Source organism: Arthrobacter sp. NPDC093125, from assembly GCF_044754225.1.
Lineage (GTDB): Bacteria > Actinomycetota > Actinomycetes > Actinomycetales > Micrococcaceae > Arthrobacter.
This window is the reverse complement of record NZ_JBIVOQ010000013.1, coordinates 63,242-83,907: the sequence shown is the minus strand read 5'-3', so window position 1 is coordinate 83,907 and position 20,666 is coordinate 63,242. Positions and strand designations below refer to the sequence as shown.

General features: G+C 66.2%; 19 protein-coding genes. 11 read left to right on the top strand and 8 right to left on the bottom strand.

Annotated elements, in window-relative coordinates; genetic code table 11:
• The first annotated feature begins 169 nt into the window (after positions 1-169).
• From ACIP9X_RS18310 to ACIP9X_RS18280, 7 genes are all read left to right on the top strand, one after another.
• Positions 170-1,516, top strand: a complete 1,347-nt coding sequence (locus ACIP9X_RS18310; RefSeq protein ID WP_400481184.1) for an ABC transporter substrate-binding protein — start codon at positions 170-172, stop codon at positions 1,514-1,516.
• Between the two features lie 26 nt (positions 1,517-1,542).
• Positions 1,543-2,511, top strand: coding sequence for a carbohydrate ABC transporter permease (locus ACIP9X_RS18305; RefSeq protein WP_400481183.1), 969 nt, complete (start codon positions 1,543-1,545; stop codon positions 2,509-2,511).
• Positions 2,508-3,443 (top strand): carbohydrate ABC transporter permease, encoded by a 936-nt coding sequence (locus ACIP9X_RS18300; RefSeq protein WP_400481182.1) that lies wholly within the window; start codon positions 2,508-2,510, stop codon positions 3,441-3,443. The genes ACIP9X_RS18305 and ACIP9X_RS18300 overlap by 4 nt, the downstream gene beginning before the upstream one ends.
• A gap of 34 nt (positions 3,444-3,477) precedes the next feature.
• Positions 3,478-4,539 (top strand): NAD(P)-dependent alcohol dehydrogenase, encoded by a 1,062-nt coding sequence (locus tag ACIP9X_RS18295; RefSeq protein ID WP_400481181.1) that lies wholly within the window; start codon positions 3,478-3,480, stop codon positions 4,537-4,539.
• A 25-nt stretch (positions 4,540-4,564) separates the two neighbouring features.
• Positions 4,565-6,037, top strand: coding sequence for a mannitol dehydrogenase family protein (locus ACIP9X_RS18290; RefSeq protein WP_400481180.1), 1,473 nt, complete (start codon positions 4,565-4,567; stop codon positions 6,035-6,037).
• A gap of 180 nt (positions 6,038-6,217) precedes the next feature.
• Complete coding sequence (locus tag ACIP9X_RS18285) at positions 6,218-6,901, top strand: DUF1345 domain-containing protein (RefSeq protein WP_400481179.1); 684 nt, start codon at positions 6,218-6,220, stop codon at positions 6,899-6,901.
• A 55-nt stretch (positions 6,902-6,956) separates the two neighbouring features.
• Positions 6,957-7,466 (top strand): hypothetical protein, encoded by a 510-nt coding sequence (locus ACIP9X_RS18280; protein ID WP_400481178.1) that lies wholly within the window; start codon positions 6,957-6,959, stop codon positions 7,464-7,466.
• A gap of 4 nt (positions 7,467-7,470) precedes the next feature.
• Here the strand turns inward: ACIP9X_RS18280 and ACIP9X_RS18275 are convergent, their stop codons facing one another.
• Together ACIP9X_RS18275 and ACIP9X_RS18270 are read right to left on the bottom strand one after the other, a co-directional pair.
• A complete protein-coding gene (locus tag ACIP9X_RS18275) occupies positions 7,471-9,147 on the bottom strand; it encodes a thiamine pyrophosphate-binding protein (RefSeq protein ID WP_400481177.1) in 1,677 nt (558 codons plus the stop codon).
• 119 nt (positions 9,148-9,266) lie between these two features.
• Complete coding sequence (locus tag ACIP9X_RS18270) at positions 9,267-9,770, bottom strand: Lrp/AsnC family transcriptional regulator (RefSeq protein ID WP_400481176.1); 504 nt, start codon at positions 9,768-9,770, stop codon at positions 9,267-9,269.
• Between the two features lie 93 nt (positions 9,771-9,863).
• Here ACIP9X_RS18270 and hisC point away from each other — a divergent pair, with 93 nt between their 5' ends.
• On the top strand, positions 9,864-10,973 hold the full coding sequence (gene hisC, locus ACIP9X_RS18265; RefSeq protein WP_400481175.1) for a histidinol-phosphate transaminase: 1,110 nt from the start codon (positions 9,864-9,866) through the stop codon (positions 10,971-10,973).
• Between the two features lie 69 nt (positions 10,974-11,042).
• Complete coding sequence (locus tag ACIP9X_RS18260) at positions 11,043-12,479, top strand: amino acid permease (RefSeq protein ID WP_400481174.1); 1,437 nt, start codon at positions 11,043-11,045, stop codon at positions 12,477-12,479.
• 177 nt (positions 12,480-12,656) lie between these two features.
• Here ACIP9X_RS18260 and ACIP9X_RS18255 read toward each other — a convergent pair whose 3' ends face one another.
• From ACIP9X_RS18255 to ACIP9X_RS18230, 6 genes are all read right to left on the bottom strand, one after another.
• Positions 12,657-13,235: a hypothetical protein gene (locus ACIP9X_RS18255; RefSeq protein ID WP_400481173.1), complete on the bottom strand. Its 579-nt coding sequence runs from the start codon at positions 13,233-13,235 to the stop codon at positions 12,657-12,659.
• A gap of 2 nt (positions 13,236-13,237) precedes the next feature.
• A complete protein-coding gene (locus tag ACIP9X_RS18250) occupies positions 13,238-13,810 on the bottom strand; it encodes a hypothetical protein (RefSeq protein ID WP_400481172.1) in 573 nt (190 codons plus the stop codon).
• Positions 13,811-14,104: 294 nt separating this feature from the next.
• Positions 14,105-15,940 (bottom strand): glycoside hydrolase family 15 protein, encoded by a 1,836-nt coding sequence (locus tag ACIP9X_RS18245; protein WP_400481171.1) that lies wholly within the window; start codon positions 15,938-15,940, stop codon positions 14,105-14,107.
• A 29-nt stretch (positions 15,941-15,969) separates the two neighbouring features.
• A complete protein-coding gene (locus ACIP9X_RS18240) occupies positions 15,970-16,446 on the bottom strand; it encodes a hypothetical protein (protein WP_400481170.1) in 477 nt (158 codons plus the stop codon).
• A 283-nt stretch (positions 16,447-16,729) separates the two neighbouring features.
• Positions 16,730-18,319, bottom strand: a complete 1,590-nt coding sequence (locus tag ACIP9X_RS18235; RefSeq protein WP_400481169.1) for an alkaline phosphatase D family protein — start codon at positions 18,317-18,319, stop codon at positions 16,730-16,732.
• Between the two features lie 142 nt (positions 18,320-18,461).
• The gene (locus ACIP9X_RS18230) at positions 18,462-18,857 is read right to left on the bottom strand and encodes a TfoX/Sxy family protein (RefSeq protein WP_400481168.1); all 396 of its coding nucleotides are present in this window, start codon (positions 18,855-18,857) and stop codon (positions 18,462-18,464) included.
• Positions 18,858-19,187: 330 nt separating this feature from the next.
• Here ACIP9X_RS18230 and ACIP9X_RS18225 point away from each other — a divergent pair, with 330 nt between their 5' ends.
• The gene (locus ACIP9X_RS18225; RefSeq protein ID WP_309109126.1) at positions 19,188-19,391 is read left to right on the top strand and encodes a cold-shock protein; all 204 of its coding nucleotides are present in this window, start codon (positions 19,188-19,190) and stop codon (positions 19,389-19,391) included.
• Between the two features lie 238 nt (positions 19,392-19,629).
• Positions 19,630-20,655: a DUF808 domain-containing protein gene (locus ACIP9X_RS18220; protein ID WP_400481167.1), complete on the top strand. Its 1,026-nt coding sequence runs from the start codon at positions 19,630-19,632 to the stop codon at positions 20,653-20,655.
• The last annotated feature ends 11 nt before the right edge of the window (positions 20,656-20,666 follow it).

Sequence of the window (20,666 nt, the reverse complement as noted above, 5' to 3'; positions counted from 1 at the left end):
TATATGACTAGAGTCACTATACAGATGAGCAATTGAAGTCGCTCAAATGAGCAAACGCTGCTGGAAGAGCCGAAGCAGCACGACTCGGCCCTGACACCATCCGTCAGTTTGCCGCCGGCATCCGGCGGCACGGACTGGCATCCCGACTTTTGAGCACAAAGGAGTTCTTATGCGTCCCAGCATGCGTGCAGCCTCGATGGCTGCCGGTGCCCTGTGCATCGCACTTTCCGCCACGGCCTGCGCCGGTGCGGGCGGCGGATCGGCCGCGGGTGACCCGAACAGCATCAATGTCCTGATGGTGAACAACCCCCAGATGGAGGACCTGCAGCGGCTGACCGCGGACAACTTCACCAAGGAAACGGGCATCAAGGTCAACTACACCGTCCTTCCGGAGAACGATGTCAGGGCCAAGATCAGCCAGGAGTTCTCCAGCCAGGCCGGCCAGTACGACGTCGCGTCCCTGTCGAACTACGAGATCCCCTTCTTTGCCGAGAACAAGTGGCTGGCACCCCTGGACAATGTGGCCAAGGATCCCGAGTTCAACCAGGCGGACATCCTGCCTGCCTACACGGAGTCCCTGACGGGCAAGGACGGCAAGCTGTACGGCGAACCGTTCTACGGGGAGTCCTCCTTCCTGATGTACCGCAAGGACATTTTCGATGCCAAGGGCCTGACCATGCCGGAAAAGCCCACGTGGGACCAGGTGGCCGATCTGGCGGCCAAGGCCGACGGGGCGGCTCCGGGGATGAAGGGGATCTGCCTGCGCGGCCAGCCCGGCTGGGGCCAGGTCTTCGCCCCGCTGACCACGGTGGTGAACACCTACGGCGGCACCTGGTACGACAAGGACTGGAACGCCCAGGTCAACGCCCCCGAATTCACCGAGGCCACCGAGTTCTACGTCAAGCTGGTCCGCGAGCACGGCGAGGCCGGGGCTGCGCAGGCCGGGTTCACCGAGTGCCTGAACAACATGAGCCAAAGCAAAGTGGCCATGTGGTACGACGCCACCTCCGCCGCCGGCGCCCTGGAAGCCGAGGCATCACCGGTCAAGGGAAAGATCGGCTACGCCCAGGCACCGGTGAAGAAGACCAAGTCCTCGGGCTGGCTGTGGACGTGGTCCTGGGCCATGCAGGCGGCCTCCAAAAAGCAGGATGCTGCCGGCAAGTTCATCGCCTGGGCCAGCTCCAGGGAATACGAGGAACTGGTCGCCTCCAAGCTCGGCTGGGCGAAGGTTCCCTCCGGAAAGCGCATCTCCACCTACGAGAACGCCGAGTTCCAGAAGGCAGCGCCGTTCTTCAAAGCCGAACGTTTCGCGATCGAGAACGCGGACCCGAAGAACCCAGGCGCCCAGGCCCGCCCCGCCGTCGGCATCCAGTTTGTCGGCATTCCCGAGTTCGCTGCCCTGGGCACCAGCGTCTCCCAGGGTGTCAGCTCGGCCATTGCAGGCCAGGGCACCGTGGCCGAGGCGCTGGCCAAGGGCCAGCAAGCCGCACAGAAGATCGGCGACAAGTACAAGTGACCTCAACCGAACCGCAGGAGAACACCATGACTACCGCAACGGCGCGCATCTCCCGCCCGGGACACAACGCAGCCACCCCTTCACGGAACGCCCGGTCACGGGAACGCGCCCTGGCCTGGGCACGGCGTGCACCACTGCTTCCGGCCCTGATCTTCCTCATCATCGTCACCCAACTTCCGTTCGTGGTGACGCTGATCATCTCGTTCCTGAGCTGGAACAGCCTCAGCCCTGACAAGACCGCCTTTGCGGGCCTGGAAAACTACGTCACCGTCCTCACCGACCCGGACCTGCGCCAGGCCATCTTCACCACCATCCTCCTGACGGTCGCCGTGGTCCTGGCCAGCCTGCTCATCGGTTTGGGACTGGCCCTGCTGCTGGACAAGAAGTTCATTGGCCGGGGACTTGCCCGGACCCTGCTGATCGCCCCGTTCCTGGTGGTACCGGTGGCCGCGGCGCTGATCTGGAAGCACGCCCTGCTGAACCCGACCTACGGGCTGATCAACGGCATCCTGACCTGGGTCTGGTCCCTGTTCGGCAGCGCCAGCGCGCCGCAGCTAGATCTGCTCTCCCAGGCGCCGCTGATGGCCGTCATCGTGTCCCTGGTCTGGCAGTGGACCCCGTTCATGATGCTCATCCTGCTCGCCGGCCTGCAGTCCCGTCCCATGGACACCGTGGAAGCCGCCCAGATGGACGGCGCCACGCCCTGGGCCATCTTCCGGCACCTGACCCTGCCGCATCTGCGCCAGTACATCGAACTCGGCGGCCTGCTCGGCGCGATCTACATCGTGCAGAACTTCGACGCCGTCTTCACCCTCACCGCCGGGGGTCTGGGCACCGCCAACCTGCCCTACGCGATCTACCAGACGTTCTACTTCGCCAACGAATACGGCCTGGCCTCCGCGGCCGGCGTCGTGGTGGTCATCGGCACCATCATCGTGGCGACTTTCGCCCTCCGCACCGTTTTCTCGCTCTTCAAGAAGGAAGCAGCACGATGAGCACCCTCACCCCAACCAGGTCACACAACTCCGCAGCCGGCCGCACTGCCGGAAACACTGGCAGCCCCCGCCGCGGCTTCGGGAAGTTCGGCGGCAAGTCCCGGAAGGACCCCACCCGGAACAACACCGCCGCCGGAATCGCGGCCTGGCTGCTCGCCCTGCTCTTCGCCACGCCCGTCCTGTGGATGATCCTGACCTCCTTCCATTCCGAAACCGACGCCGCCACCAACCCGCCGTCCGTCGCGGCGGATCTCACCCTGGACGCCTACAGGGAGTTCTTCGGCGCCACGTCCGGGGTCAGCCCCTGGCCGCCGCTGATCAACTCCGCCACCGCCTCGATCCTCTCCACCGTTCTGGTGCTGGCGCTGGCCATCCCGGCCGCCTACGCCCTCTCGATCCGCCCGGTGAAGAAGTGGACGGACGTGATGTTCTTCTTCCTATCCACCAAGATGATGCCCGTGGTGGCCGCGATCCTGCCGCTCTACCTGTTCGCCAGGACGGTGGGCGCGCTGGACAACATCTGGTTCCTGATCCTGATGTACACGTCCATGAACCTGCCCATCGCAGTCTGGATGATGCGCTCCTTCCTCGCTGAAGTCCCCGAGGAAATGCTCGAAGCGGCCCAGATCGACGGCGCCGGCCTGCTGCTGATCCTGCGCAGGATCATCGCCCCCGTGGCCATGCCCGGCATCGCGGCCACCGCCCTGATCTGCTTCATCTTCAGCTGGAACGAACTCCTCCTGGCCCGCGTCCTGACCGGCGTCGTGGCCGGCACCGCACCGGTCTTTTTGACCGGCTTCGTCTCCGGCCAGGGACTCTTCCTCGCCAAAGTCTGCGCGGCCGCCGTCGTGATCTCCTTGCCGGTGCTGTTCGCCGGCTTCGCCGCCCAGGACAAACTCGTCCAGGGCCTATCCCTCGGCGCCGTGAAATAGCGGACTGCCCCTTCAACTCCCGAGGAATACTTCGATGACAACAGCAACCACCCAGTCCCCGGCGCTGGGACAGCCTGAACTTCCCGCCACCATGCGCGCCGCCGTCCTGAAGCGCCAGGGCGACATGGCCATGGAGACCCTGCCCGTCCCGCAGCCCGACGCCGACCAGGTCCTGGTGCAGGTCGCCGCCGTCGGCATCTGCGGCAGCGACGTGCACTACTACGAACACGGCCGGATCGGCGACTATGTCGTGGACCACCCACTGATCCTGGGCCACGAACTCTCCGGCCGGATCGCCGCCGTCGGCAGCGCCGTTGATCCCGCCCGCATCGGCCAGCGGGTCGCCGTCGAACCCCAGCGGCCCTGCCGCACCTGCAGGCAGTGCAAGGCCGGCCGCTACAACCTGTGCCCCGCCATCGAGTTTTATGCCACCCCGCCGGTCGACGGCGCCTTCGCCGAATACGTGACCATCCAGAGCGACTTCGCCTACGACATCCCGGACAGCGTCAGCGACGAGGCGGCCGCCCTGATCGAACCGCTCTCCGTCGGTCTGTGGGCCTGTGAGCGGGCGGAAATCAAGCCCGGCAGCCGGGTGCTGATCGCCGGTGCCGGCCCGATCGGGATTATCGCCGCGCAGGCGGCCCGCGCGTTCGGTGCCACCGAAATCTACATTTCGGACATCGCCGAGGACCGGCTCGCCTTCGCCTTGGAACACGGCGCCACCCACGCGCTCAACGCCAAAACCGACACCGTCGAAGGCCTGGACGTCGATGCCTTCATCGACGCGTCCGGCGCACCTCAAGCGGTCCGCTCCGGCATCAAAGCCGTCGGACCCGCCGGACGGGTGATCCTCGTGGGGCTCGGGGCCGACGACGTCGAACTCCCCGTCTCGTTCATCCAAAACCGGGAGATCTGGCTCTCCGGCGTATTCCGCTACACCAACACCTGGCCGCTGGCGATCCAGCTTATCGCCGACGGCAAGGTGGACCTCGACATCCTGGTCACCGGCAGGTTCAGCCTCGCCGAATCCGAAGAAGCACTCAAAGCCGGCAAACAGCCCGGCCAGCTCAAAGCCGTCGTCTACCCGGGCCGCTGACAGCCCGCTCTGAAAGGAAAAACCCATGCAACCGCTCACAAATGCAACACTGACGGGACTCTCGGAGAACCTGGGCAAGCCGTCCTATGACCGCTCAGCCCTGACGGCCGGAATCGTCCACTTCGGCGTAGGCGGATTCCACCGCGCCCACCAGGCCATGTACCTGGACCAGCTGATGAGTGCTGGCCTCGCCCATGACTGGGCCATCTGCGGAGTGGGCGTCCTGCCCGGCGATGCCCGGATGAAGCAGGTCATGGACAAGCAGGACTGCCTGTACACGCTGGTGGTGAAGAACCCGGACGGGACACGGGAGGGACGGGTCATCGGCTCAATCATCGACTACCTTTTCGCCCCTGACGACCCGGAGGCTGTCATCGAAAAAATGGCGTCCGACGCCGTCCGGATCGTTTCGCTGACCGTCACCGAGGGCGGGTACAACTTCCACCATGTCACCGGTGACTTCGACGCCGACAACCCGGACGTGGTCCACGACCTCCAGCCGGGAGCCGCCCCGCGGACAACCTTCGGGCTCATCACGGAAGCCCTGCGCCGCCGTCGTGAACGGGGCCTCGCACCGTTCACGGTGATGTCCTGCGACAACATCCAGGGCAACGGCGACGTCGCCCGGAAGATGTTCACCGCCTTTGCTTCGCTCAAGGACACGGCACTGGGCGCGTGGGTGGCCGAGAACGTTCCCTTCCCCAACAGCATGGTGGACCGGATCACCCCCGTCACCTCGGATGACGACCGCCAGGCCGTCGCCGAGGAATTCGGGGTGGAAGACGGATGGCCAGTGGTCTGCGAACCCTTCGAGCAGTGGGTGCTGGAGGACCACTTCAGCCTCGGCCGCCCGCCCTTCGAAAAGGCCGGCGTGCAGCTCGTGGAGGACGTGGAGCCCTACGAACTGATGAAACTGCGGCTGCTCAACGCCAGCCACCAGGGCATGTGCTACTTCGGCCACCTCGCCGGCTACCGCTACGCCCACGAAGTGGCGCAGGACCCGCTGTTCGCGCAGTTCCTGCTCGACTACATGGATAAGGAAGCCACCCCGACGCTGCAGCCGGTGCCGGGCATCGACCTGGACACCTACAAGCGAACACTCATCGAGCGGTTCTCCAACGAATACGTCCGCGACACCCTGGCGCGTCTTTGTGCCGAGAGCTCGGACCGGATCCCGAAGTGGCTGCTGCCCGTTGTGCGCATCAACCTCGAGAACGGGGGAGAGATTCACCGGTCGGCGGCCATCGTGGCGAGCTGGGCCAGGTATGACGAAGGAGCGGATGAACAGGGCAACCCGATCGAAGTGGTGGACCGGCTCAAGGACCCCCTTATGGCCGCCGCCGCGCGCCAGCGGCAGGAACCGCTGTCTTTCATCTCGAACCGGGAAGTTTTCGGGGACCTCATCGACAACGAACGCTTTGTCGCCGCGTACTCCGAAGCCCTGGCCAGCCTGCACCAGCACGGCGCCAAAGAGACGCTGAGGAGCCTGGAGGACTGACTCCGCAGGGTCCTTTTGCGGTCCCCGGCGGGCGCGGTGAGGTAACCGTCACCGGGCCCGCTTCAGCGCCGGACCTCCTGCTGGTATCTCATCCGCCGCCGTTCTTCTTCTGGCTGGCATTGTCTTTACGTCCAAGGCAATTCTTTCCCGGCCTGCCGACCTTGGAATTAGGGTTGGCCCATGGATCGCCGCGAGGGAAAGATCAGGCGCAGCCGCCTTCGGTTTGTGGTCATGCTGCTGGCTGGGATCACTGCCGCCCTGGGCGCTGGAGTCACGGGCCACTGGGTGGAGGCCCCGACGCTGGGGTGGGGTGCCGCTGCGCTGACCTATGTGACTTGGGTTTGGCTGGTGGTGGGCGGGATGGATCCTGCGCAAACCCGGGCCCACGCCACCGCTGAAGATCCGTCGCGGGGCGCCACCGACATCCTGATCCTCGCGGCGAACGTCGCAAGTCTGGCGGCGGTGGCCGCCGTCGTCGTTGATTCACATCGCGGCGATGTTGGCAGCCGGCTCGGCGATGGCCTCCTGGCGCTGGGGTCGGTGGCCCTGTCCTGGATGCTCGTGCAGACCCTGTTCACGCTTCGTTACGCGGAGCTTTACTACAGCCCGACGGAAGGCGACGGCGGAGACGGCAGCAGTTGGAACAGCAGCAGCGCAGGCATCAATTTCAACCAGGCGGACCCGCCCCGATACACGGACTTCGCGTACCTGGCCACGAGCCTCGGCATGACGTACCAAGTATCGGACACCAACCTGCAAAACCATCGGATCCGTGCCGAGGCCCTTAAACACGGGCTGCTGTCCTACCTTTTTGGCACGACCATCCTCGCCGCTACGATCAATTTGGTGGTCGGCTTGGCCTAGTGGGACCCTGAGCAACTACCCGCTTGCTGATCCAGAGAAACTTAAGGACCACCCAGTGCAGATCAACGAACAGACGCTGAAAGACGACGGGTTCGCTGGATTCAGACCATTTGAGCAGCTGGATATCAACCGGGTTCCACGGGCCCCCGGACTCTATGTAGTGCTCAAACCCGAGGGCTTCGAGCGGAGGTTCCTTGCGAAGAGCTTGGGAACCCGGTTCAAGAAGCGGGATCCATCCCTGCCCCATCCCGCCCTGGAGGCGGAGTGGATCGAGAACGCGGATGTCCTGTACATCGGAAAGGCCGGCCCAGGAAGCACGGGCAACCGCGGACTGCGAAAGCATATTCAAGAGTTCGCTGACTTCGGCCGCGGGAAGCCTGCCCGCCATTGGGACGGGCGGCTCATTTGGCAGCTCGCCGACTCTCAATCGCTGGTTATCGCGTGGAAGGAGCTGGCGGCAGAGGAGCTGAATCATGCCGAAGCCGCCTACCACGCGGAGTTCGTCAGGATTTACGGAAAGCTGCCCTTCGCCAACCTGGTCCAAGCCAGGATAAAGGGAGTTTAGGCACTTAGCTGGCGACCGTCTCCTTCGCAGCCGTCTCCTTCGCCTTCATCCATTCGCTCAGCCACGGCGCCCGGACGCTCGAGGTGATGCGGCAGTCGGCCACGAAGGTTCCCTTCGCGCCGGCGTAGATCCAGTCTGTGAGCGCGGAAAGGTCCGCCAAGGTGCGGATGATCGCCGATTCCGCCCCGATCGCGCGGGCGATGCCGCTGAAGTCCACTTCGGGAATCAGCATGGGCTTTTCGGTCAGGCCCTGCGAGCCGTACTGATGGATCTCGGCCCCGTAGGCCGCGTCGTTGTAAATCACGACGACGGCGCTGCTCGCCGCGCCCACGAGCGATTCCAGGTCGGACAGGCCCATCAGGAATCCGCCGTCGCCCGCGGCCAGCACCAGGGTGTTGCCGTCGTCCAGTGCCCGGGCGGCCCCGACGGCGCTGGCGAGGCCGAGCCCGATCGACTGGAACGCGGTTCCCACCATGACCAGGTCCTGGGGGCGCGGGATGCGCCAGTACATGGGTGCCCAGCCCAGGAAGTGTCCGCCGTCCTGGACCACCGTGCGGCGTTCCGGCAGGACCGCATCCAGTGCCGTGGCAAGCGCCCGGGGATCAAGGCGGCCGTCCGGGGTATCCGCGGTACCGGGGTGGTGGCAGGGTCCTTCGGCCAGGCGCTTGAGTGCCTCCGCGCGCCAGGCCTTCGATGCATCGGCTCCGGACGGGGCGGCGGTATCCAGCAGGCGGAGGATCCGGTCCGCGGCGGCCTTCACGTCCGCACTGATGAACATGTCCACCCGCGGGTTCGTCGGCTCCATGCCGGCGTCGATCTGGATCACGGTGGCGTCGGGGCCGATCAGGTGCCCGAAGCGCATGGTGAAGGGGCTCAGGCTTGCTCCCGCCACGAGCACCACGTCCGCCTCGCCCATGAGCCCGGCGGCGGTATCCGTGCCGAATCCGCCCGCGACTCCGAGGTAACCCTCGCCCTGCAGCAGGTTCAGCGCCAGTGCCGTCCCGGCCGTGAGCGCGCCGAGGCGGTCGGCGAGTTCCCGGAGTTCGGGGCCGGCTCCGGCGAGGTGCGCGCCGCGGCCGGCAACTATGAGCGGCCGCTTCGCGCCGGCCAGAAGTTCGGCCGCCCGTCCGAGTCCGCCGTCGACGGCGTCCGCAACCGCAGCCGCCGGCGGTGCGGGAAGCTCTTCGTCCGCCGCCTCAACGGCCGCAAGGTCGTACGGAATGGCGATGACGACGGCGGTCTGCCGGGCAAGTGCGTACTCCACCGCTTCCTGCGTGATGGAGCCCGCGGCGTCACGGGTGACCGTGAAGGTCGCTGCACCCAGCCCGGCGGCGATTGCCGCCTGGTCCACGTCCCAGGGACGGGCGCCGCTGCTCGGGGCGTCCCCGGTGACGAGCACGACGGGGATCTGCGCCTTGACCGCTTCCGCGAGGGCCGTCAGGGCGTTGGTGTAACCGGGGCCGTAGGTGGTGGTCCCCGCTGCGAGGCGCCCGGATGCCCGGTAATAGGCGTCCGCAGCCGCGATGGCACCACCTTCATGGCGTACGGCGGTGAAGCGGAGGCCCTCCTTCTCGGCGGCGTCCAGGAAGTAGACGTTGCCGTTGCCCATCACGCCGAACACATCGCTGAGATAGCTGCTGAGAACCTGTGCCACGCGGCCGGACACTGTAAGTGAAGTCATGTAGGAATCGTCGGATCCAGCCGCTCGATAAGCAAGAGATGGGATTTTGGTTAGGATATTTGGCAGTCAAACGTATTACTAATGCCAATTTGCACAGTTGTGGCGGGGGTCACTCTGCGTTAGCCCGATGAGCGGGATTCCTGCTGCGACAGCCGGTTCAGCAGGCCGTCGAAGCGGGGCGGCATGAGTTCTAGGACTGAAATGGCCGTGCTGGTCCGCTGGATCCCGTCGATTTCCAAGATCTGGTTGGTGATGCGGTAAAGATCGGCCGTGTCCCGGGCCACCACCTTGGCCATGAGATCGGCATCCCCCGTGGTGGCATGCACCTCGATGACCTCCGGGATCGCTTCGAGTCCGTGTTCCACCGAGCCCGCGCGGGTCTGGCTGATGGCCAGGGAAAGGAAGGCCATCAGGCCGTAGCCGAAGGCCGCCGGATCCAGCCTCCGGCTGAAGGACCGAAGGGCGCCGCCGCGCTCCAGCTTCGACAGGCGCGCATGCACCGTGTTCCGTGCGACGCCGAGTGTCCGGGAAAGTGCCAGGGCGCTGGCTTCGGGGTCCTTGTCGAGGGCGAGGATGATCCTGGCGTCCAGTGAATCAAAGGTGCGGGCAGGAGGGATGGTCATATTTTCACCACAGACATTAGAAGTTGAGCAGAAATCCCAAGGGCCCTAGAGTATCTTGCAATGTGGCCGGGGTCACTTCCATGATCAAGCCTCATGACCACTGATCAGATCCTGACGGTTGCCGAAACCGCGCTCCCCATCCTGCGTGCGGCGGTCTCCGGCCTCCCGTCCTATGTACCCGGCCGGCGCAGTGCCGGCGAGGACATCGCAGCCCTCGCCAGCAACGAAAGCCACTATGAACCACTGCCCGCGGCCGCCGCGGCCGTGGCCGAAGCGGCCGGCCGGATGAACCGCTACCCGGACATGGCCGCCGTCGAACTCCGGGAACGGATCGCCGGGCACCTCGGCGTCAGCGCCGGGGAAGTCGCGGTGGGACCCGGCAGCGTCGGCGTCCTCCAGCAGATCATCACCGGGCTCTGCGACGCCGGGGATGAAGTGATCTTTGCGTGGCGGAGTTTCGAGGCCTACCCCATCCTGGTGGAGCTGGCAGGCGCCCGGCCCGTCCGCATCCCGCTGGACGACGCCGAGGGCCACGACCTTGACGCCATGGCCGCAGCCGTCACCGAGCGGACCAAGGTGGTCCTGCTCTGCACCCCCAACAACCCGACGGGCGTCCCGATCAGCCATGAACGCATCGAGGCGTTCCTCCGCTCCGTGCGGTCCGACATCCTCGTGGTGATCGACGAGGCCTACGTGGAATACGCCGAAGCAGGCAGCGGGCCTGACTCCCTCGCGCTCTACTGTGACTACCCGAACGTCTGCATCCTTCGCACGTTCTCCAAGGCCTATGGACTCGCCGGCCTGCGCGTGGGATACGCCGTGGCCGCGCCGGACATCGCGGAGGGACTGCGCCGGACCGCCATCCCCTTCTCCGTGACCGCCCTGGCCCAGAAGGCAGCCGTCGCCTCGCTGGACGCGGCCGACGAGATGCAGGCGAGGGTCGCCGTCGTCAAGGAAGAGCGCTCCCGGCTGGCCGCACAGCTGGAAGCCCAGGGCTGGAAACTGCAGCCAAGCGAAGGCAACTTCCTATGGATCCGGGCCGATGATGACCTCACGGCGAGGCTCGTGGCCGCATTCGACCAAGCGGACATCCTGGTCCGCGCCTACCAGGGCGACGGCATCCGGATCACCGTTGCCGACCCCGCTTCCAACGACCGCGTGCTCCAGGTTCTGAAGGCCGTCCCAGCAGCCCACACGGCCTGAAACCCCCATCCGTTCCACCTTTGCCCGTTCTACCTTTACCCGTTCGACCGACAACCCAGAGGACTACCCATGGAACAACAGACAATGACGTCTGCCCCGGCGCTTGGCGCCGCCCTTAAACCCCGTCAGCTCACAATGATGGGACTCGGAAGCGCCATCGGCGCGGGTCTCTTCATCGGTTCGGGCGCCGGCATCCAGGCCGCCGGCCCGGCGGTGCTGATCTCCTACTTGGTCGCCGGTACCCTCATCATCCTGGTGATGTGGGCCCTTGGTGAAATGGCTGCCGCCAACCCGGACAGCGGCGCCTTCTCCGTCTATACCGCCAGGGCCTTCGGGCCCGTGGCCGGCGCCACGGTGGGCTGGCTCTGGTGGCTGCAGCTGGTGGTTGTTATCGCGGCTGAAGCGCTCGGTGCGGCAGGCCTGCTTTCCACGATCTTCCCCGCCCTGCCAGTATGGCTGATGGCCTTCGTGTTCATCGCGGTGCTCACCGCCGTGAACCTCACCCGGGTGAAGAACTTCGGCGAATTCGAGTTCTGGTTCGCGCTGCTCAAGGTGGCCGCAATCGTCGGGTTCCTCCTCATCGGCGCGGCCTTGCTCTTCGGCTGGCTGCCGGGCGTCCAATCACCGGGCCTGGCCAACTTCACGGGAGGCGATGTCGCGCCGCACGGTTTCGCGGGGATCGCCACGGCGCTCTTCGTTGTGGCTTTCGCCTTCGGCGGCACGGAGATTGTCTCCGTGGCCGCAGCCGAAACCCAGGATCCTGCCCGCAGCGTCGGGAAGGCCGTCCGCACGGTCCTCTGGCGCATCCTCATCTTCTACATCGGCGCGATCTTCATCATCGCGGCCGTGGTTCCCGTGGGATCGGCGGGGCTGAAGAGCCCGTTCGCTGCCGTGCTGGAGGCCGCAGGCATGCCCGGCGCAGCCACCGCCATCACCCTGGTTGCTGTCGCAGCTCTGCTCTCTGCCCTCAACGCCAACCTCTACGGCGCCTCCCGGATGGCGTTCTCGCTCGCCGAACGGGGCGAAGCGCCGCGCTCGCTCGCTTTCCTGTCCAAGGCCCGGGTCCCGGTTGTCGCCGTCCTGGCCAGCGTCTCCTTCGGCGTCGTCACGGCCGTGCTCGAGGTTGCCTTCCCGGAGAAGGTCCTACCCCTCCTGCTGAACATCGTGGGCTCGACGTCCCTGCTGGTGTGGACTTCCGCACTGCTCGCCCAGCTTGCACTGCGTCTCCGCGCCGACCGTGAGGGGATTTTCCTTCCCTTACGGATGGCGGGCTTCCCCTGGCTGACAGGCCTTGGCCTGCTCATTCTCGCGGCCATCTTCACTGTCGGCTTCATCGGCGAGGATTCCCGTCCCCAGCTCCTGAGCACCTTCGGCCTCGTGGTTCTCCTGGCGGTGGGGAACTGGCTGCACCACCGTTCCATGGACCTCTCCATGAAGCGCTCCGCCAAGACCCCGGGCCGCGCTCATTCTTCGGAGCGCGTCGAGCCTCCGGTGCTCATCGACTGAAGCCCGGCTTGGGTTCCGCGCAAAGTGTAGGGCTCGTCCGGCCTGGCCGGGCGCGCCCTTCAATCCCCGTTAGCGCCTCACCCCGAGTTTTTGTCCAGATAATCCACCCTTGGCACGATTCAAGTCGCGATATCTGGCCAAAAACTCGGGGCTTGCCGGGCCCGCAGCCCGCGTGCGCTACGAGGCGGCCGAATTGAAGCCCGGATCGGTGGTGGCGGTTTCGAGCAGCCGGTCGAAGCTGCTGATGCCGTAATCCGGTGGGGTAGCTGCGATGACGATGCGCGTGGTGGTGACCACTTCCGTTTTCGGCTTGGCGTACTGCTTCGGCTTCGGCGAGGGCTGCGGAATGACCATCAGGTGCAGGCCGGACACGCCGTTCACCAGCAGCGGGAGGCTCCCGCCCTCGACGAGCAGCGAGCGGAGCTCATCAGGCGAGAGCTGGTTCGTCCTGTCCGCCGTCAGTTCAAGAACCACTTCGTTGACAGTGCCGGTCAGCCGCTCCAGGAATGTCCGCTCACTCGAGTTCTTGCCCAGGATTCCCAGGACCGTGAACGTCGAGGCGAAGAGCGCGACAAACAGCATCGTGGCGCCGACGTCCCTGAGGCCGGGCGTGAAGGTCATCAGGACCAGGCATAGGACGAAGCCGATGACGGAGAATCCGCCGAACATGGCGCCCGCACCGTCGGCCGGCCTGCCCGTCCAGTCCTTGGAAGTGAAGCTGCAGATTTCCCGGGTCTCTGTCCGTGGAGTTGGCATGATCAGTTCCCTTTCACTTCCAGCAGGGCCTCGGCCAGGATGATCGCTTCCCGCGCCTCCCGAAGGCTTTCCCGAAGCCCCGGGTCCGGGAAGCCGAGATTGATGCCCTCCGCGGGGACCGAAAGATCATTGGCAACCTTCCGGAGGTTCTCCCGCTCCAGCGCGAGCATCCGGGACGACGTCAGTTTGACCCTGCTTTTCTCAAGCTCAAACAGCGACGTGTTGATCTGGTCCCGGCGCGCCCGGATCGCGCGGCACACTCCCTGCACGCGCTGGGTGCGGCTGGTGAACATCTGCTCCATCTTGAATGCAACGTCATGCAGTTCTTTCAGCGTGCTGTACCGCCGCGCGTGCTGGGCTGCCGTGTGCCGGGCCAGGAGCTGGTTGATGAGGGAGAGGCGCTGACCCCATAGTTCGAGCCCGGCGTGGTTCTGGTTGAAGAGCAGCTCCGCAGCGCCAAGGGCCTTGGCCAGGGCATCCCGCCGCGGAGTGAGTTTCCCGGCAGCTGCGTCCAGCCGTCCGATGAACTCCGCATAGTTGTCGAGCGGCGGCGCCGGCGCCGCGTCCCTGCTCACCCCCCGCGTGGCTGGCGAAGCGGGCGGTCGCTTGGCCGCCGTCGAACTGTCTTTTGCTGTTCCGATCCGCGGCGGATTGGCCGGTTTTCGTGGTGGGACGGCGCGTGGTTCTGGTCCGGAGTCAGATGCGCCGTCACTCATGATCAGTCATCCCCATTCATGATCCGTCCAAGGCAGCCTCACCGCCTACGAACGAAGCAGGAGCGCCCGCGCACCTGCTTGTGAAAGCTCATTGTAGAACCCGGGGCTGGCGTTGTCTGCGGGTTGATTGCGGCGGGCTGGGTTTCGACAGGCTCAACCGGCGGGTTTGGTTTCGGCGGGCTCGGTATTAGCACACTCGACCAGCGCCGCGTCGCGGAGGGCCAGGGCTGCCTGGACCAGCGCGGCGTGGGTCATGGCCTGGGGGTAGTTGCCGAGGAAGACCCCGGTGGCAGGATCGATCTCCTCGCTGAACAGGCCGAGCGGACCGGCGATCCCAAGAAGCGCCTCGATTATCTCCGCGGCCTCCGTTGCCCTTCCCGTCAGGGCGAGGGCCTGGGCGAGCCAGAACGAGCAGGGCAGGAACGCCCCCTCGTCCCCGGCCAGCCCGTCCTGGCCCGGCGGGTAGCGGTAGAGGAAGGGGTAGCCGGCCGACAGCTCCACCCAGACCGCATCCACCGTCCCCTGAAGTCGCAAAGAGTCCCGTGACTCGAAGCCGGTCACGGGCAGGATCAGCAGGGCCGAGTCGAGGTCGGCGGATCCGTACGAGCGGGTGTAGGTGTTCCGGGCGGCGTCGAATCCCCTGGTCCTGATGTCGGCGGCGAGTCCGGTCCTCGCTGCTTCCCACCGCCGCTGCCGCCGGGCGCTGACGCGACGGCTTTTGGCGATGCGCAGTGCCCGGTCCAGCGCGAGCCAGCCCATGATTTTCGAGTGCACGTGGTGGGCCGCGTCGGCCCGGATCTCCCAGATGCCGGCGTCGGGCTCCGGCCAGCGCCGTGCTACGAGGTCGGTGAAGCCGCGCATCGCCCGCCAGGTCTCTGAATTGAGCCGGCGCCCCTGCCGGACCAGGTTCCACGCGGCGTCGACGACCCAGCCATAACCGTCGAGCTGGTGCTGGTGCGCGGCTCCGTTGCCCACCCGCACGGGCGCGCTGCCAAGGAAGCCCGGCCAGTTCTCCAGCGTGCGCTCGCGGGGGACATGCCCTCCCGTCAGCGTAAGCAGGGCCGGCAGCCGGGGCCGCTCCAGCCTGCTGGCATGCAGGAGCCAGTTCAAAAAGTTGAGGGCCTCGCTGTCCTTGCCCACGCCCAGGAACGCGCCGATGCCGATGCTGGCATCCCGCGGCCACGCGTACCTGTAGTCCCAGTTCCGGACACCACCAGGGTCCTCGGGCAACGACGTGGTGGGTGCCGCGACGGGTGCGCCCGAGGGGGAATAGGTCAGCAGTTTCAGCGTCAGCAGGCTCCGCAGGACGGCGTCACGGAACGGGATGTCCCCGCTGATGCCCGACGCCCACTCCCGCCAGCGCGACTCGTCGGCTTCCACCAGATCCCACGCGGATTCCGGGTCCACCCAGATCAGCGGTTCCGCGTAGGCCACGGCGAGCACGAACACGACGGGACGGCCGGGCTCGACGGTGAGTGCCGTCGTCGTCCCCGGAGTAATCCTCATCCCGCCGCTGCAGCCGAGTGACAACGCCAGCGGGCCCCACTCGCAGACCAGGTGCCGGCCCGGCCGGACGCGGGGGTGGAGGTGGCGCTCGCCGAGGCGCGGGTCAAAGTCGACGGCGGCCTCGGCCGGGGCGCCATGGGCGGACAGCCGCCGGATGAGGAGGGTGGTGGGCAGCAGGCTGCCCGACACTTCCGCCACCATGGCTTCCGTGAGCGACAGCGTGCCTCCGCCCGTGGACCATACCGTCTCGAGCGTGGCGGTGTGCGGCCGGTAGCGGCGGGCGACGGCCGGCGCGGGCAGGGCGGGACCCACACGGAAAGTGCCCGCTTCCGGCCCGCCGAGCAGGGCGCCGAAGACAGGTTCGCCGTCGAAGGTGGGCGCGCAGAGCCAGTCGAGGCTGCCGTCGGCCGAGACCAGGGCGGCCGTGCGGGTATCTCCCAGCAGCCCGTAATCCGACAGGGCGGGGGTGCTAACGGGTGCCATGCGTTCACCTTCTCTCGTATTGAGAGGCGTCAGTAGACCGTGAGGAGCAGTCCGAGTAGCGAGCCGTAGACCACGTGGGCGGCCACGGCCACCGCCGGCGTCTGGATCCCGTAGTTCAGGGCCAGCAGGCCCGGAGGTTCCAGCGTCGCGCGGCTTTCCGGACCGGCCCTGGTGGTGGCCATTCTCGGATGTATGCCGGGCAGCAGGGGGAGAATCACGGTCAGCGCCACGGCAACATGCAACAGCCCCAGCAGGGCACCGATCCACCACGTGGCCCGGCCAAGCAGCGCGAACACCGCCGCGTAGCCGAGGGCGAAGGCCTGCCCCGCCGCCAAGTGGATAAAGAACCCGGCGACCCTCGCTTTGTCCGGATCCGGGGTGACGAGGGTACCCAGGACCAGGGGCAGATCGAGCCGGGTCCAGCCGGCCATTTGGGCGGCAATCATCACCACGGTCAGGGCCGCGGTGGCGAGCAGTCCGAAGAGCGCCCAGCCCTGCCAGTCCATCTCAACCGCCGCCCCTCTGTGCGGGCCTTGGCGAGGTTCCCGCTTGTGCCGTCTCCATGGCGTCACCTTCTAAAACTAGGTTCTCTAATTTTAGAGTGCCCTTGTGCGGCATTCAAGGGCAGGCGTCAAGGCAGCAAAAGGAAGTCACCTCGGCGCAAATCTGCACCACATTCCGTGCTGCACCAGCCTTGGCCCCTCGGAATTCCGGGGGCGCCCAGGCTTTGGCGGTTGCAAAGCGGTGCAGAAATGCCCCGCCGGGGCGTCGCGCTCAGAGAAAAGGCGGCTACCCGCGCGCCACCAGTCCCGGCACGCGGTCCTGGATCTCGAACGAAGCCTTCGTCGACACAGGGGAGCCCGGCGCCGTGACGTAGTCCAGCACGCGGAAGTCTGCCTGCAGTGAGTCCCTGGTGATCCGCGCGTTCACGTAGCCGCGGTTGTCGTTATAGAACTTCAGGTGCGGGTTCCACGCCATGACTGGATCCGCGGTGGAGCCGGAGCCGTTGCCCGTGGAGGTGATGGACGTGCACACCAGCTCCGAGCCGACCACCGGCGACGCGGGATCCTTGTAGTCCACCTTGAGGTCGTTCGCCCAGTTCCGGTGCACGTCACCGGTGAGCACGACGGCGTTGCGCACGTTCGCGTCCACCCACCCCTGGGTGATGCGGCGGCGGGAAGCGGCATAGCCGTCCCAGCCGTCCATGGACAAGTCGTCGATCTCGGGGGCCCTGTTCCGGTCGCGCTCGGCGAAAAACACCTGCTGGCCCAGGATGTCCCAGCGCTGCGTGGAGTTCCGGAAGCCGTCCAGCAGCCACTTCTCCTGCTCCGCGCCGGTGATGGAGCGGTTCTCGGCCAGCCGCTCGGTGACGTTCTTCTTCCAGCCGTCCCCGGCAAGCTGGTCGTCCCGGTACTGCCGCGTGTCCATCATGTGGAAGTTGGCGAGCTGGCCCCACTGGATGGTGCGGTAGATCTTCATGTCGAAGCCGGCAGGCACGGACGACCGGCGCAGCGGCATGTTCTCGTAGTACGCCTGGAAGGCCGCGGCCCGGCGCTCGCGGAACCGCTCGGTGGTGTCGTTCTTCTGGGCCGGATCGTTGTTTTCCGGAACCTCGTCCGCCCAGTTGTTGTCCACCTCGTGGTCATCCCAGACCACCAGCCACGGTGCGACTGCGTGCGCGGCCTGCAGGTCGGCGTCGGACTTGTACTGCGCGTGCCGCTGCCGGTAACCCTCCAGGGTGACCGTCTCCGGTCCTTCGTGGTCGCGCGGGTTCCCGCCGCCGATCAGGTAGCTGCCCTTCTTGTACTCGTACAGGTAGTCACCCAGGTGCAGCACGAGGTCCGGGTGATCCTGGGCCAGGCGGGTGTAGGCCGTGAAGTAGCCGTGCTCATACTGCGAGCAGCTCGCGAACGCCATGGCCAGGGCGGCCGGCGTCTCGTGCGGCGCCGGGCTGGTGAGGGTCCGGCCGACGGCGCTGATGTGGCGGCCGCTGCGGAAGCGGTAGAAGTACTCACGCCCTGGCTTCAGGCCCTGCAGCTCCACATGGACCGAGTGGGCGTTCTCGATCCGTGCCTGCTCGACCCCGCGGGCCACCACCTTCCGCATGCCGGCATCCTCTGCGACCTCCCAGGCCACGGAAACGCTGCGCGAAGGCATGCCGCCCAGGCCGTCTTCGGCGAGCGGATCGACCGCCAGCCGCGTCCACAGCACGAAGCCGTCCGGCCACGGCTCGCCGGAGGCGATGCCGAGCAAGAAGGGATCGCTGCGGAGCCCGGCGTCGTCCGTAGTTGAAACCGCGACGGCGGCACCCGGCAAAGCGGCGACCAGTCCGGCCCCGAGGCCGGCGGAAAGAATTGACCTGCGTGAGATGTTGTCCATGGAGCCGACGGTATGCAGGGAATTCTTACAGCCCCTGATCCCAGCGTGAACCGGGGGTTAACGGTGGGGCACCGCGAGGTGCTGCCGGTTAGCGGCCGCAGCCGGAGTCCTGCCGGCAGCGGCCCGCGAAATCCCCCGGGCGCTATTTCTTCTGGCCGCGCGCTTTGGGTTCCTTGGGTGCTTTGGGCTCCTTTGGCGGCAGTCCGGCCACATAGGCGTAGGCCTTCATCACCCACGCCCGTGCCCGCGCTTGATCGCCGTCGCCTTCTTCGTTCCACACCTCGGGCAGTCCGACATAGCCGCCCATCGGCCGCTCCTCCGGGCCGAACGGCACGGTCCGCTCGGAGCTCTCCAGTAGTGTTCGGTCGGCCTCGGACAGCCGGACGCCGATGGTGGGACCGAACAGCCCGGCGAACATGTTCCCGTTTACGAAGGCGCCGAGGTTTCCGAACATCGGCTTCACCACCACGTCCGGATGATCCGGCACGGCAGCACGGAACCGCTCCTTGTCCTCCTCGGACGGCTTGGGCATCTGCATTCTGAACACTTCCTTGGCGGTGGGGTGGCGGGAGAGGCTGGACTTGTCTGAAGCATATTCCCGCACCCGGCACCGGTCGACACCCAAGCCGGCAGACCGCCGTCGTGATACCGGACGGCGGCCGGGTCTGGGTCCTGGCCGGAAGCCGTGGTCACCGGTGGTGAAAATCTCCTGTAGTGTTGTACTCGTTGTTGTGTTTATGCAGTTGGTAGTTCAGGCAGTACGCGCGGTCGAAAGTCCGCGTTCTTCTGAAGTAGCGGTTTTGAACACCCCACACCGGAGGGCCCGAAAGTCGGGACTTTCCCTCCACCTTCACGAAGGACAAAAATAATGGCTACTGGTACCGTCAAATGGTTTAACGCTGAAAAGGGCTTCGGCTTCATCTCCCCGGACGACTCCTCGCAGGACGTTTTCGCGCACTACTCCGCGATCAACTCCGGCGGCTTCCGCTCCCTCGAAGAGAACCAGAAGGTTTCCTTCGACACCGAGCAGGGCCCCAAGGGTCCCCAGGCTGTCAACATCCAGGCTCTCTAATTTCCTAGAGAACCGGGACCGTTAGGTTTCGAGCAGGGCCCGTCTTCGGACGGGCCCTGTTTTTTCGTTATTCCTTGTGCCGCCTGCACGCCTCGAACGGAGGTTGGCAGCATCTGCAGTTTGGGCCCGAATCGGTGCGCGGCTGTCGTAAGACATATACTCCGAACATGCCAATCACGCGACTCAACCGAGGCACCCACGCCCAGCCGTCCGCCCTCGAGCAGCACCGGGGCGACCTGTGAGCGGCGGTCTCGTCGCCCTGCTGGACGACGTCGCCGCCCTGGCCCGCATAGCGGCCGCCTCGGTGGACGACGTCGCTGCCGGAGCCGCCAAGGCTGGGGCCAAGGCCGCCGGCGTGGTGATCGACGACGCCGCCGTCACCCCGCAGTACGTGTCCGGGGCAGACCCGTCCCGCGAGCTGCCGATGATCAAGCGGATCTTCTGGGGCTCGCTCCGGAACAAGCTGCTGATCATCCTGCCGGCACTGTTGCTCATTAGCGCCTTCCTCCCGGGGGCCATCCCGTTCATCCTCATGCTGGGCGGCACCTACCTCTGCTACGAAGGTGCCGAAAAGGTCTGGCACAAGCTCCGCGGCCACCACTCCGCGGACGAAGAAGCCCCGGCGGTCGAACGGGGCCCCGAAGCGGAAACCAAGGTGATCAAGGGCGCCATCACCACCGACTTCATCCTGTCCTGCGAAATCATGGTCATCTCGATGAACGAGGTGGCCGGAGATTCCTTGTTGTCCCGGGCGATCATTCTGGTCGTCGTGGCCCTGGTGATCACGGTGCTCGTGTACGGTGCCGTCGGACTGATCGTCAAAATGGACGACATCGGCCTGCACCTGACTACCAAAGACTCCGCGCGCTCCAAGCGCTTCGGCGAGCTGCTCGTCAAGGGGATGCCCGCCGTGCTGGCCGCGATCACCGCTATCGGGACAATCGCCATGCTTTGGGTTGGTGGCCACATCATGCTGCAGGGAGCCCACGACCTCGGCTGGCACGCGCCGTATGACCTGGTCCATGCCCTCGAGCACCCCTTCGTCGGAATCGCGGTGGTGGGCGGATTCCTGGCCTGGCTCGTGAACACCCTGTGCTCGGCCGTCGTCGGAGTCGTCTGGGGCATCGCTGTAATGGCTGTCGTGCACCCGCTGCTCAAAGCGCTGCCGCTCGGCAAGGGAAAGGGCGGGCACGAGGAAGGCGACGTCCGCGCCGAACTTGCTGGCTATCGGCCGACCAAGCGTGACCACGATCCGGGCCATTAGCAGGGAACCTG